Origin of the sequence: Candidatus Williamhamiltonella endosymbiont of Tuberolachnus salignus, assembly GCF_964019775.1 — a bacterium.
GTDB lineage: Bacteria > Pseudomonadota > Gammaproteobacteria > Enterobacterales > Enterobacteriaceae > Hamiltonella > Hamiltonella defendens.
This window is the reverse complement of the sequence record NZ_OZ026471.1, coordinates 1363587-1375963: the sequence shown is the minus strand read 5'-3', so window position 1 is coordinate 1375963 and position 12377 is coordinate 1363587. Positions and strand designations below refer to the sequence as shown.

The 12377-nt window shown below is 41.7% G+C and carries 17 protein-coding genes and 5 pseudogenes; 8 read left to right on the top strand and 14 right to left on the bottom strand.

Annotated features, from left to right (window positions below; all coding sequences use genetic code 11):
• Positions 1-149 precede the first annotated feature (149 nt).
• From AACL23_RS06725 to AACL23_RS06715, 3 genes and pseudogenes are all read right to left on the bottom strand, one after another.
• Positions 150-344 carry an Rpn family recombination-promoting nuclease/putative transposase gene (locus tag AACL23_RS06725; protein ID WP_234813220.1) on the bottom strand — a complete coding sequence of 65 codons (195 nt, stop codon included), beginning with the start codon at positions 342-344 and terminating at the stop codon, positions 150-152.
• Positions 319-486, bottom strand: a complete 168-nt coding sequence (locus tag AACL23_RS06720; RefSeq protein ID WP_234810969.1) for an Rpn family recombination-promoting nuclease/putative transposase — start codon at positions 484-486, stop codon at positions 319-321. The genes AACL23_RS06725 and AACL23_RS06720 overlap by 26 nt, the downstream gene beginning before the upstream one ends.
• Positions 487-745: 259 nt before the next feature.
• Positions 746-1202 (bottom strand): annotated as a pseudogene (locus tag AACL23_RS06715) (recombinase family protein).
• Positions 1203-1229: 27 nt separating this feature from the next.
• Here AACL23_RS06715 and AACL23_RS06710 point away from each other — a divergent pair.
• The 3 genes and pseudogenes from AACL23_RS06710 to AACL23_RS06700 all read left to right on the top strand — a co-directional run.
• Positions 1230-1459, top strand: a pseudogene (locus AACL23_RS06710) (helix-turn-helix domain-containing protein); the annotation flags it as partial.
• A gap of 98 nt (positions 1460-1557) precedes the next feature.
• Positions 1558-2304 (top strand): hypothetical protein, encoded by a 747-nt coding sequence (locus AACL23_RS06705; protein WP_339050842.1) that lies wholly within the window; start codon positions 1558-1560, stop codon positions 2302-2304.
• Between the two features lie 91 nt (positions 2305-2395).
• The gene (locus tag AACL23_RS06700; RefSeq protein WP_339050840.1) at positions 2396-3115 is read left to right on the top strand and encodes a hypothetical protein; all 720 of its coding nucleotides are present in this window, start codon (positions 2396-2398) and stop codon (positions 3113-3115) included.
• A gap of 34 nt (positions 3116-3149) precedes the next feature.
• Here AACL23_RS06700 and AACL23_RS06695 read toward each other — a convergent pair.
• A pseudogene (locus tag AACL23_RS06695) lies at positions 3150-3374 on the bottom strand (DDE-type integrase/transposase/recombinase); the annotation flags it as partial.
• Positions 3375-3541: 167 nt separating this feature from the next.
• On the opposite strand from AACL23_RS06695, the pseudogene AACL23_RS06690 reads away from it, so the two are divergent.
• A pseudogene (locus AACL23_RS06690) lies at positions 3542-4516 on the top strand (IS3 family transposase).
• Here AACL23_RS06690 and AACL23_RS06685 read toward each other — a convergent pair.
• Positions 4435-4977 carry a hypothetical protein gene (locus AACL23_RS06685; protein WP_339051664.1) on the bottom strand — a complete coding sequence of 181 codons (543 nt, stop codon included), beginning with the start codon at positions 4975-4977 and terminating at the stop codon, positions 4435-4437. The pseudogene AACL23_RS06690 and the gene AACL23_RS06685 overlap by 82 nt on opposite strands.
• A gap of 127 nt (positions 4978-5104) precedes the next feature.
• On the opposite strand from AACL23_RS06685, the gene AACL23_RS06680 reads away from it, so the two are divergent.
• Positions 5105-5227: a hypothetical protein gene (locus tag AACL23_RS06680; RefSeq protein WP_267892635.1), complete on the top strand. Its 123-nt coding sequence runs from the start codon at positions 5105-5107 to the stop codon at positions 5225-5227.
• A gap of 92 nt (positions 5228-5319) precedes the next feature.
• Here the strand turns inward: AACL23_RS06680 and AACL23_RS06675 are convergent.
• From AACL23_RS06675 to AACL23_RS06660, 4 genes and pseudogenes are all read right to left on the bottom strand, one after another.
• Positions 5320-5826 (bottom strand): annotated as a pseudogene (locus AACL23_RS06675) (replication protein); the annotation flags it as partial.
• Positions 5827-5956: 130 nt separating this feature from the next.
• Positions 5957-6112, bottom strand: a complete 156-nt coding sequence (locus AACL23_RS06670; RefSeq protein ID WP_171770469.1) for a hypothetical protein — start codon at positions 6110-6112, stop codon at positions 5957-5959.
• Between the two features lie 521 nt (positions 6113-6633).
• Positions 6634-7341 (bottom strand): phage antirepressor KilAC domain-containing protein, encoded by a 708-nt coding sequence (locus tag AACL23_RS06665; protein ID WP_339050834.1) that lies wholly within the window; start codon positions 7339-7341, stop codon positions 6634-6636.
• A 127-nt stretch (positions 7342-7468) separates the two neighbouring features.
• Positions 7469-8323 carry an ORF6N domain-containing protein gene (locus AACL23_RS06660; RefSeq protein WP_171967747.1) on the bottom strand — a complete coding sequence of 285 codons (855 nt, stop codon included), beginning with the start codon at positions 8321-8323 and terminating at the stop codon, positions 7469-7471.
• A 144-nt stretch (positions 8324-8467) separates the two neighbouring features.
• On the opposite strand from AACL23_RS06660, the gene AACL23_RS06655 reads away from it, so the two are divergent.
• Positions 8468-8788 carry a DUF1640 domain-containing protein gene (locus tag AACL23_RS06655; RefSeq protein WP_100096170.1) on the top strand — a complete coding sequence of 107 codons (321 nt, stop codon included), beginning with the start codon at positions 8468-8470 and terminating at the stop codon, positions 8786-8788.
• A 626-nt stretch (positions 8789-9414) separates the two neighbouring features.
• Here the strand turns inward: AACL23_RS06655 and AACL23_RS10265 are convergent.
• From AACL23_RS10265 to AACL23_RS06640, 4 genes are all read right to left on the bottom strand, one after another.
• Positions 9415-9678 (bottom strand): YqaJ viral recombinase family protein, encoded by a 264-nt coding sequence (locus AACL23_RS10265; RefSeq protein ID WP_193432642.1) that lies wholly within the window; start codon positions 9676-9678, stop codon positions 9415-9417.
• 140 nt (positions 9679-9818) lie between these two features.
• Positions 9819-10106 carry a hypothetical protein gene (locus AACL23_RS06650; RefSeq protein ID WP_339049907.1) on the bottom strand — a complete coding sequence of 96 codons (288 nt, stop codon included), beginning with the start codon at positions 10104-10106 and terminating at the stop codon, positions 9819-9821.
• Between the two features lie 41 nt (positions 10107-10147).
• Entirely contained in the window at positions 10148-10354 is a 207-nt protein-coding gene (locus tag AACL23_RS06645) for a hypothetical protein (protein WP_339049906.1), read from the bottom strand.
• Positions 10355-10680: 326 nt separating this feature from the next.
• Positions 10681-10953 carry a Cox family DNA-binding protein gene (locus AACL23_RS06640; RefSeq protein WP_339051620.1) on the bottom strand — a complete coding sequence of 91 codons (273 nt, stop codon included), beginning with the start codon at positions 10951-10953 and terminating at the stop codon, positions 10681-10683.
• 208 nt (positions 10954-11161) lie between these two features.
• Here AACL23_RS06640 and AACL23_RS06635 point away from each other — a divergent pair, with 208 nt between their 5' ends.
• Complete coding sequence (locus AACL23_RS06635; RefSeq protein WP_171967302.1) at positions 11162-11482, top strand: helix-turn-helix domain-containing protein; 321 nt, start codon at positions 11162-11164, stop codon at positions 11480-11482.
• A gap of 80 nt (positions 11483-11562) precedes the next feature.
• The gene (locus AACL23_RS06630; protein WP_100096935.1) at positions 11563-12102 is read left to right on the top strand and encodes an HIRAN domain-containing protein; all 540 of its coding nucleotides are present in this window, start codon (positions 11563-11565) and stop codon (positions 12100-12102) included.
• A gap of 8 nt (positions 12103-12110) precedes the next feature.
• Here AACL23_RS06630 and AACL23_RS06625 read toward each other — a convergent pair whose 3' ends face one another.
• Positions 12111-12272 (bottom strand): hypothetical protein, encoded by a 162-nt coding sequence (locus AACL23_RS06625; protein ID WP_158530992.1) that lies wholly within the window; start codon positions 12270-12272, stop codon positions 12111-12113.
• Between the last annotated feature and the right edge of the window lie 105 nt (positions 12273-12377).

Genomic DNA, 12377 nt, shown 5'->3' with positions numbered 1-12377 from the left:
TCACTTATGTTGACCATACCATTCAGCCTGGCTCGCTGACCGCTTTGATGCTGGCAGTCGTTGGTTTCACCTCGCGGTTCTTCCTTCTCTTACGAAGCGTTTCATTGTCCTGAGCGCTTCAAACCTCGCCGTTACCAGCAACGCTTGGCTCAGTAGGCTAGCACTGGGGAAACAGTGCGTCTTGCTCCCTCTACAGAGTTAAGACAATAATCAAAACGACTTTCACGTCGCACCGATTCAATCAAAATGTAGAGATATCCTTTCCCTTTTTTTGTCTTTAATGAATACAGAATATCGTTTTGATACGCCTTCATGTCTTCATCGACAAAAGACCCCGACTCCACTTTCATCCATCGTCGTGAAATCACACAGGGCTTTTATCTCATCAGGAAGCCATATCTCGAAGAAGTCTTGAGGCGTCTCTTTTTCATGGAGAAACTGGCGAAAAACCGCATCATGGGGGGTTGGGGTGAATTTCTGGGTCATCGTTATACATTCAATGTCAAAATGATTAATGAGCTTATCACAAATGCGTGACAGAACCCTTTCTTGAAAGGAAAGACATCATATTCCCAATCCCCCGCTTAAATTAACAAAAAGAAGGATACATTTGATGAATTTTTTTCATCAAAAATCCCAGATAAGGATGAAATGTTTTGATTATGGGGTCTGACGCTGAGTGGCAGGAAACCCCGAGCTAAGGCATTTTCAAGATTTTATAGACTGTTGAGCGGGCTATGTTTAATTACTGAGATAACGCTGTGGCCCCTATGCCCTTTTGATAAAGCGCTTTCACTTTTTGATGGTTTATCGACCGCTTACGACCAAATTGAACGCCTTTGGCTTTCGCTTCTGTTCGTCCTTCATTCGTTCTTTCCAGAATTCTCTGGCGCTCTGCTTGTGCGACAGCAGAAAGAATGGTAGCCACCATTTTGCCCATCGCCCCTTCTGTGCTCATGCCATCATCCGGCAATCGAATCGCCACGCCCGCTTGGTCAAATTCTTTGATTAACTCGATCATATCAGCGGTGTCTCTTCCTAATCTATCGAGTTTTTTAACCAGAACAACATCTCCCTCTTCTACCTTGAGCCGTAGAAAGTTGAAGGCCATCTCGAGCCGCGTGACTCCCTGTCATTTTATCAGTAAAAATACGGGTATCTTTAACGCCTTCTGATTTCAGCGCCTTGATTTGAATATCCAGGGATTGTTGTCTGAAGGAGAGTTAAAAATGAATCAAACAGCAAAAATAATCAAACCAAAATTAGGTTTACTTGAGCTGGCGAAACAACTGGGTAATGTTTAGTCAGCTTGCAAGGTTATGGGGTACAGCAGGGATAGCTATTACCGATTTAAAAAGCTTTACGAACAGGGTGGTGAGACTGCGCTTGTTGAAATAAGCCGAAAAAACCTATCGAAAAAAATCGGGTTGAACCTTATACAGAACAAGCGGTTCTGTCGAAAAAATAATCTGATAGATTAAGGTCAAATACTGACAGCATAGCGCGCGATTTTTATTTATAGTAACCCTATATTTTTATATCTTGGAAAACACCAAAATGATAAAGACATTGCTCAATACTCAGGTTGCTTCTATTAATACTCTGGTAAACCAGAGTATTAATAGAACCCATCCTTTTGGATCGAATCTAAAAGGCGCTAGCGATAGACATATTTCCTTTAATTCTAAGGATCCTTCTTCAAAAAAAGAGGCTGATGAATCCGATGGGGCGGTTAAACCGAGCGTTTACCTGAATGGTTTTCCTTGTGATGTAGCGCCTTTTGAAAACCATAAATGGACTAAAACTAATGAGCTAAACAATGGTATTCCGCAACAATGTAGTAAAGCTGTGGTTGCTCAATTGAAAAACAATAGATTGATTACGGATGAATTAAGCCCTATTGATTCTAATAATCTAAACAATTTTATTCAGCAACAATTTAGCGAAACTGTGGTTGAGCAAGTTGTATCAAAACAAATAGAAAGATTAGAAACAAAGCCTGAATTTTTACAGGGGCCGCCAACGAGTAGATCGATTAATTTTATCTCCGGAAACAACCTTGGTGAGTGGGTGATGCATCAAATAGTGCAATATGGTGAGGAGCCGTTAGCAGGCAATCCAGACAGTGAAAGACCCTTTGTCCAGCTTGATTGTCGCATTCATTTTCTACAGGGCAAGCCAGTAAAAAATGAATTGTTGGTTCAAGGAAATGCCAATGCTGGTTCTGCATTAAAAATTCTTGATACGCGTTCAATGAAAACCAGAATATGGCAGTGGATTAGCAGTTTTTTTTACCGGAAGTAAGACTGCGCTAGTTGACAGGATTAAAAAGAGTGCTCCGTTAAATACGTTTCAAGGGTTAAATACAGTATCGGTTAAACCTGCTTTAGATGAAATGAATACATCGGTGGGTGAGGTTGGTTCTAACGATTTTCCAAATTCGACAAATGGGCAAAATGTTTCGACTGTTCTGACTGCGAACACTAAATCTCTATTAGCAAACTTAGATGAAACTCAAAAAGTGCAAAATACTGAATTAAATGTCAATCATCTACAAAGTGATGCCAAAGTGGTTGAAGGCAAATTTTCCCCGGAGCTGTCAGAGTGTCAGCAGTTAGAAACAATATACCCTAACCACCGATCAAGTACGGATTCTGGAAAGAATACTATATTAAACAATGAGCCGTTATTAGCTAAACCGATTGAAGGTTCAAAAGAAGAAGTCGCTGCAGTTGCTAAACCACCGGTTAAAGGTAAGCTCGCAGTAAATAGGAAAGCCAGTAATCAAACAAAATCAAACCTAGAACAAGAAATGGCTAAATTAGATGAAACGAGAAAATTTATAGAAACTAAATTAGTTAAAGCTGAAGAAAATAGACAAGCTCTTCTAGATAAGAAAACTCATATGAATCGGAATAAATACGTTAATATGGTTAAAGCTAACCTCCTTGAACTTGAGAAATTGCGGCAGGAGAAGTCGGCTAACGATGTACTTCGTAAGAAAAATCTCACTGAATTAGCGGCGTTAAAGAAAAAAATTGCAGATAACGAAAGATCTGAACGCGCTAGGGTTGGGCAGCAGCGCAAGCAAAAACAGGTTCTGTCGAAAAAATAATCTGAAGCGCTGGGTGTCTTTATTCAGGACACAGTTAGTCTGCTAAAGAATAAAACTGTTTCCAGGCTGGGATAGTGCCTGGGTTTTCGAGCTGTCCTTTTTTGAGCATCGGGTGTAGCTCAATTCCTGCAATAGTGGCCTCTGCTGTTTTAAACGATTTAAATCCCAGCGTAGACTGAGTGATGCGTTTAATGCCCCGATGGTCTTGCTCTACCAGATTATTCAGGTACTTTATTCGGCTCACCTCAATCCACAAAGGCAATAGTCCGTAGAGGCATAAAAGGGTATTATGTGTAGTGGCATAGTTAATTTGGCCACCTGATAAAAACCAGGTGATAAACTCACGTTATCAAAAAAGGGGGAATAATGAACAAAAAACACAAACTCCCCTACAGCCCTGAATTTAAGCTAGAAGGGGCTCAATGAGTGACAAAACAAGGATATAGGGGGATAGAAGGAGCAAAAGTATCATCGCCCTCCGTGATGGGGTGAGGCGGTCAATGAGCGAAAAAAGAGGACAAACTATTTCCCAGGGTAAAACAATGACAGCAGACCAACAACGGATTCAAGAGCGGGAAGAAAAACTCCGCAAGGTTGAACGGGAGAAAGATATCCTCAAAAAGGCTTCATCTCTCTTAATGTCAGAGTTCCTGAACACTTCCCGTGAGTAGAGAAACTTAAGAAGAGCCATGCAGTGACAAGCTCAGGTACGTCAGGAGCAAGAACGATGTCTGCCATGGTATCAGAACGGGGTATTCCGCCAAGTCGCTATCGGGCAACGAGAGTCATGCGTCAGTTGGAACGGGTCAGCCATCAGCCAGCGACTCATCAATATAAAAAGGCGAGACAGGAACATCAGGCTATTCCTGACGTGTGAGCGCGTCAGTTTTCTGTGGCTGCCCCTCATCAGATGTGACCTATCTCTGGGCAGGGAATCGTTGGACCTGTCTAGCCGTACTGATAGACCTGTTTGCACGTCAACCGACAGGATGGGCCCTCTCTTCTTCCCCAGACAGTGAATTCACCTGCAAGGCATTGTGGATGGCTTATGAATCAAGAGGACGCCCCAACGGCGTCAGGTTTCATTCAGCTCAAGGTTGCCATGACACGAGCCTGACGTTCAGGCAGCCACTCTGGCGCTATCGTATGACCCAAAGTCTCAGCCGTAAAGGTCATTGTTGGGACAACTCTCCTATGGAACGCCTGTTCAGAAGCCTCAAAACAGAATGGGTACCCAAAGCAGGGTATCCAACTCAACAAGAAGCCAGGCGGGATCTTGTTGATGATCTCATTGACTACTACAGTCAAACGTGGCCTCATCAATACAACGGGGGATGAACGCCAAATGAACCGCAGCGGTTGTACTGGAAAAAACACAAGATACTGGCCAGTTTTACTTGACCACTACAGACAGGCCAATGGGTGGCATAGTCGTTACAAAGTTTTAAGCAACGGGCCGCATCCGGATTCACTGACTCGTAGTTATCCAGGGTGACATCGGAAAAGCGTTCAGGCAGGTTCAAATTATCCATCAGCGTTTTAATTTTTGAGCGCTTGCGGTATTTTTCCTGCTCTGCTTCCGCTTGCTGTAACTCAGATAATTTTTCGCTCAGGCAAGCAGGGCATTCGGTTTTTGTCTCAATCTCTTTGCCGTAGAGTGCTATCCTGCGGCAACGTTGTTTGAATACGCCGTGCCTGTCACAGATGGCGTTTCTTTCCTCACAAACCGTGTGCTCTAGTGGCTTGGGGGCACACTCAGGTCTGCCAGCTTTTGGCGAACAGTGGTCATTTCTGCGCTGTAGTTCATAGACCCTCCCTCGACAAACACTCCCTCGCCCAATCAGGGAGCTGCGGTTCTCCATAGTCTTTGTCAGCAAAGCTATCTGCGACAAAGTGGGCCTTGGGTTGCTGGGTTCGTGCCGGTTGTTGCGGCTCGAAGAGCCCTTGCCAGCCGTTGGCGATACTGGCGTTGATAATGGCTTCCGGCTGATGCCCATTGTCTCGGCACTGGCCTGGCAGCTTGATAGCCTGAATCACCGTCTGCTGGGATTTAATCGGCTTGTTGATTTCCTTTCGGTACTGCACCCAAGCATCCCAGATGGGTTTGGGTAGCCAAGTGGGAAGTTCTGGTGAGCTTGGGTCAAACGATTTTGATTTTTCCGCAAGGGGGACTATAGGGGGTTTATTTGGTTTTAATATATTGTCTTTTGTAGTTTGTCTTTTGTGTTTGCCTGATTCGGGTAAGACTTTATGTTATTACCTGATTCAGGTAACTTGTCATGACTTAATTGGGATAACTGTACCTCATTTGGGTAATCGTTCGGTTGATTACCTGATTCGGGTAACATTTCATTCACACAAGTCTTATCTTCCCACTCACTCAGGCATTGATTTATTCCTACAAACCGTCCTGATGAGATAAGGATTTTTCTTTTAAGTAATGCACTTTTAGCTTCTGAGCATTTATGCGGCAACAGTTCTGTTAATTCCGATATCTGCCAATTACTCACCCAGTCTATTTTTTTGTTATAGCCATAGGTTTTTCTAATAATTGCCATAACAACCAAAAGTTGGTGTTGTGTTAAACCTGCGGTTAGTATCCCCTCAAGAAGTTCATTTGAAATTCTGGTGTATCCTTCTTCCAGATCAATAACATTAATTTTATTTTCTTCTTTCTGAGCTTCAAAATCAGCATAGGTGACATTAGTCATGACATGGCTCCTGTAAATTGTTTTCTTTAAATAAATAGGCGTTTGATAAGCTACTTCTCAATTCCCATTTATCGATTTCATGTAAAATGACATCAATGTCTTTGCACAGATAATCCAAAATTTCAGGGAGCTACGGGATGGGTCTAAATTCAGCTTCTCCCGCTTCAAGATACTTATAGATGTTGGCGGCAACTTCTCTTGATCTAATTAATCTGCTATGACTTTCGTGACTAATTTCAAGCTTTATTTTTTCCTGCTGGGCAGGGGAGATATCAACAATTCTCATGTTAATTTCCCCCTATGCAAGTACGTACAGGTTGACGACCGGCCCAGATTAGGCGGCTATATTTGAACATGGAGTGGAAGGTACGGCAGTCTTGGCGTGTAAATGACACTTTGCCGTAAGGCTCAGTCGCGTATTCTGGGATAATCCAGTAGGTATCAATAAACTCAAGGCGAGTTGGGGTGGTAGCAACCATAGCGGTGGCCTCCTTCGTGGGTTCTTTCAAACCTCGCATCCCGATGCTAAACGGGGTGGCGAGACGTAACAGGGTTAGCATACCGGCCACGAAGAACCCGGCGAGACTTGCGTCTCCCCCGCTACGTCCCACCATATTTAGGGGCGCAACGCTGGTTATCACGGACGCAAAAAAACCGCTTACGCGGCTAGTGTCCGCTTCATGGATTGGGATGCTAAACCCGGCACCCGTTTTGTTGGGGTGCTGGATAGAATATAGCGCATGTTTCGTCCTTGCGTCAATTCATCCATTCGTTGTTTGCCGAAAATCGGTTCATCATGACGTTTAATTAGGCTGCTATTTCTAGATTTGACAGTTTCGCCAATTTAGCAATCCCTTTAGGCGTGATACGAACCTGTGTTTTTGTTTCATTAATGCCATTAGTGTGCGTAATCGTTGTTACTTTGTGCTCAATCAATCCCTGTTGAATTTTGTCCTGATAAGCAATCCACGGACTGCCTAATCGTCTGTAAATCCATTTATTTTCACTCAGGAAATCAAACAGGTCTTTGGGGCGTAGTTGTAATTGTTTAGCGGCATCAGTCACGCACATAGCATCATCGGATCTGGCGATTCGCTCTAAGGCGGCTACATCAGGTTTCATTTCTTCTATTTTATGAGTGAGTTCTTTGTTGTATTTCTTTTCTTGTAATAAGTTTTCCAATACAGCAATTTCATCATTAGGATTAAATCCAAGTAATTTCTCTTGCTCTAGCTGTTGCCATCTATCGACTAATCTTGCTGTAAATTCAGGACAGAGTTGAGCAACCACAATGATACTGTCTCGTTTCCCTTGTTCACCCTGAAACATATAAACTTCAGTGAAACGATTTGGGCTATTTGATTGTTTATTCTCAACTTTCCTCACTGGGGGAAGTTGAATAGTGCCATGGTTTGCAAGGCGTTCTATTGATTGTTTAACTTTGTCATGGCGACTTCCAACGAATTCAGCAATTTCTAACGAAATCATTTGAAGTTTACTAATGATTAAATTCATATTAGGTACCATTTAGCTCATGTTTTGCTCTTTCGTCAATGCGTACATGGGTTTATGCCACAATTCCGTTATAGCTTTGGATGCAGCAATAATACGAGCGACAATAAAGCCCTGATTAATAATAGTTCTATGCCACCTGACCATATTTTTCGTGGGTAAACTGACCGTTCCAGTCTTTCTTCATTGGTAGCTTACCTTTGAGATATTGCTGATATAACCATGAAGCCCCTTTCTTTAGCAGAACAATTTTGTAACACTGACGTTGCCCAAAACCCGTTGTTTCAATATAGGGTGACTCGGTTAAATATTTATCGCGTGAATAAGCCTGTACTCGCCAGACATGAGACTTGTAGATATCCTTTTCTGCATTGTAGAGAAAATGACGCGATTCGAGAAAAAGGTTGACCTGGTTAATGTTTACGCCATTAAGCTGTTTGCAAAACTGGACGGGGGACATACCAACCTGTAACAGGTTTTGTAAGCAATCAATTTCGGTTTCAAGTTGTTGAACCTGTACACCTAACAGTTGAACTTTTTTGTGTTGCTCAGCCCAGGCAATTGCGGATTCAGCAGGGTCAAGGAAATTAGGTAAGCCTAAAGTTGTTGGGTCATTCGGTAGTGATTTTTGATTAAAGTAAGCAGATTCCATTTTTTCAAAGAAAGACCAGGCTTCATCGGTATCAACAATTTTTGACATACGAGCTGCGCCTTTTTCTGTCCACAAAATCTGCTGACTTGTATATTTACTAACCAACCCGATATTATCGGGTACCCTCTTAAACTGTTGTAATTCATTACCTTCCAGCTTGAAATAATGGATACCTTCGACAAAACGAGATTTATGGTTTGCTAGATTAGCTTGAATGTTTTTCATGCTGGCACCATACCCTTTAGCAAGGGTTTCTGTAGTAACAACACGAATATTTTTCCACTCGATAATAGGTAATTGATTAGAATCGATAGTAATTAATTCAGTTTGCACCGCGGCTTTCCTTTAGTGAGCCAGGTATGATGCAGGTTGAATTGCAAAGAAATTAAATGAATTTTGTTGAAAGGTGTTGACGGGGTACAATTTTGCTTGTTGACCCTGAAGCGTTTAAACTCGACTTAAAAAGGAGATACAACAATGGGCCAGGTTGCATTTGATACTCAAGAATTCGTCGAAACCCTTGAAAACGCAGGGTTGCCGAAAGAGCAGGCCAGAGCGATTTCTATCGCTGTTCGCAAGTCACACGAAGTGGCGGATGTAGCGACGAAGACCGATATCGCTGAGGTAAAACGCGATTTAGAAGACATGCGTAAGGATTTATCTGCTGAGATTGCAGAAGTTCGTAAGGACATGGAAAATCGGTTTGACAAACTGGGGTTACAATTAACAGTCAGATTAGGTGGTATGTTAATACTCGCAGTAGGTGCGCTTACCGCTATTCTCAAACTTGTTCACTAGTCGGATTAAATCCGCGTTAACCTAATTAAACAGGTTATTCTTTCGTCAATGTATCCCTCAAATGAGTTTTGATAGCGCGTGTTTTCTGCATTAATATGCATCTGGCTTTACGTTCTTTGGAACCAAATATGCACATGTTTTTATTACTGAAGCCAAGGCTTCTGGTAGAACCTCAGGCGGAATACCTGGCAACTGTGATGCCCAGTACGAGTTCTAACCCAGTCCATTTTAATAACGCTGCCATCTTCGTTTGATTTATTTCTTACTTTCCAATGCGTTGATTGAAACGGTAATGGCTTGTCTATACATTGGATTAACAGAGTTTTTTGTGGATCAAAATTGCGCAGGCTGGTTGATTTTCTTTTCCTCCCGAATCCCCTAAAATTAATGTTGCGATACTCACGGGTTATCCTCGTTGAATGATGGCTATTGTTTCACCAATTAAGTTGAGAAAATCCTTTCTCCTTATGCAAAGCTGGCTTATTTCTTCGTCACAATCTTTTCTCTGCAGGCGATGAATGATTAACTGTTTGTTTTCAGGGAAATCAGCACAATAGCTCACGAAATCAACCCAATTCCTACCCGTACAGTCAAGATGTCCGATAAGTTGCCATTTGTAGGACGGGTCAAAAGAGCCACGTTGCAAAGTAGCAAAATGCACGGGGGGGCCAAGTCACTGACTTGATTTCTATCACACCATCGCGTTCTACAAGGCCGTCTGGACTATCGCCATAATCACCGAGGTCGAAAAATTCGCAATGGGTGACATCAACATTCCTCTCAATCTCATAGAGCATTCTAGCCATCGGCTCTTGCTCGTGTCCGCGTAGCAGGTGCTCATTAGTGAAACTGAATTCGGATTTTTTACCTTTGATAATCTCAAGGGCAATTTGTAGTGCATATCGCTTTGCCGGTTCACCAAACGCTTTTCACCTATTTGCCATAACACAGCCAAATTGAGATGCCGTCACTTTTCCGCTTCTCAATTCGTTCCACACCTCGGTATTTTGCGCGACGTCATGCCAAATCATCACTCTGGCCCCTCGTTGTCAGCATCCTGGCATCGCATCAGATACAGAATTTGCGCTGCTGTCTGCATAACGTCATAGAGTGCGTCATTAAAGCTATCATTCGTTTCCAGTGCCAGCAGTAAAGCATCATATTTTTCACCTGACTTTGAACCAGAAAATAGTTGAGCAATATAGGGATTAGTCAAGCGCTCGTATAAGTATTCCCCCTCTGGTATACATGCCTCTACTTCCTCGATTGTTAAGTGTTTCATCGCGCGAAGAATTTCATTTTCAGTTTGAATGTCCATACTGCTTCCTTCTTCGGCGATAGCGGATTATTAATCCTGAGTTAAATGATTTGTTCAGCTACGTTGTAGCTGATGTCATCATTTCGCATGACATATTCGTATTGGGCCGCCATATTCACCAAGTCGAATGGCAATAATGCAAGATGGGGGTATTTTTCTAATGCCAATTTCCATGCTCGATATCGACAGCCTGCGGTTTTTTGAGTAAGCCACCTGGCAACATCACCGTCACACAAAGATTCATACAAATCTTTTGCATCTTCGATACAGATTTCTTTTTCTTTTACCGTTAATTCATCTACAGCATTAAATATCGGGGTTTTTGTTCATGTTTCCATCATTGAACCTTTGAATTGGTGTATAAAACATTTGTAATGAATGCACCTCTGTACGAAGTGCATTGGTTATAAATATTTTATTGTGCATCATTGCCGCCCATCCTTAGCCCGCCGAGCACCCGACGCAGGGTTTAAAGTCGCGCCGTTCGACTATGTTAAAATAATTACCTGCACACCTTATCGGTGTACGCCAGTTCAATTTGTTTATGAACTTGTGTTCAAAGTTCTTGCCTGGTTTACAATCCAAGCCATTTAAGCCAAGCGTCTCGCTCTTCTGCAGGACGGTTAAAGTAGGCTTCTCGTACTATGCGGTTGAATTCAGCGAGATATATCCACGTTTCACTTACCCGTGAATTAGGTTTGTTCGGGTCTTGAAAATCCACCACAGGCAATTTTTCTCGTTTAATCATTAATCTGACGGCTTCATCGGTCTTACCGATCAACTCGGCAAACTTTTCTATCGTTACCGCTTCAACGGGATATTGCCCTGTGTAGTCACTCTTAATCATTGGTGCCTCATGTATTTCAGACCCTTCCAGACCGCTATAGACCGTTCCTGACCCTTTAAACATCAAAATGGAGCTTGACATCTGTTATGCTTAACACTGGGTGCACTTGCCTGAATTGACCTGATTTGTGGTGGATTTCTCAGCATTTGCTTAAGAAAGCATCCTTTATAAAGGATGTTTTAAACATAATAATCCTGAGGAAAGGATGATGTCAAGTGAGTATGGAAAAAAACTAAAAGATATTCGTCATGCAGAAGGGCTTACTCAACCAGAATTTTCAGCATTAACTGGTATAAGCCTTGGAGCAATACGAAATTATGAAACAGGACAGAGTGGAGTAGGGTTAAACGTTATTGATAAAATTGTGAAACACCCTAAATTGAATAAATATACTATGTGGCTAATGTCCGATAAAACAGCACCAAATGCCGGACAAATTCAACCGGCTTTCTCTCTCAGTGGCTCAGAGGTCTCGGAGGAGAAGAAGGATCAAAGAAAATCCTTCCATACGAAGGAGAATGATTGTTAGCACTACATGATTTCTGGATGTTTGCAGAAACAATAATGTTATAATTTATAAGGTTTTTGTTGAACAAAGGAATTAATTCAATGGAATACAACTTCGAGGTGGCAGGAATTTATTATGACAATAAAGATGGAACATCAAGAAAAGATATTATTAAAAAACATTTAGATATTGACGACTACACTAAAATCAATGTTAGTTTAATTCGCCATGGTGGAAACAAGCATGACAGAAATGCAATAGGTGTTTATATTTCAAAATCAGGATTTTTTGGATTCAATAACTTAATGATTGGCTTTGTTCCTCGTGAAGATGTTAAAGAAATATCGCCAATGTTAAAAGAAGGAGGAGAAATTACATCGACTGAAATTTACAAAGTATGGCTGCCTTCGTGGAGTGATAACGCCACACCGTATGTTCATATCACCATAAATACTAATTGGACAGAAAATGATGTTGAAGAAATGTACAAGCGTATTAAAGATGAGCAAAGAAAAAAGCGTCTTGAAAAAAGGAGTATGTCATCTGCAACTGATAAAAACAATGTAATAATTAAAAAAGTAATAAACTACATACTTAATATAGCAATATTAATTGCTGTTTATTTTTTAATATTCAAATAAAAACATACTCAATTAACTTGAAGATGCAGGAAATAGCGTTTAATATTTTCTCGTGCTACACCATCAGATAGAAGCTGTTTTGCCAGTTGAAGATTAGCTTCTTTAACCCCATCCTGTCGGCCTAACTGGGTAGCCTCTAGCTTCACCTTTTGCTTCAAGCTGTTCTGCAATCGTCATAACATCCTCCCGATAATCAGTTGCTTTCTCTGCAATCTGATGCAAAATTGCTTTGCATGCGAAGCATTATTCGGTTCGTCGTAAAAAAGTTACTACTC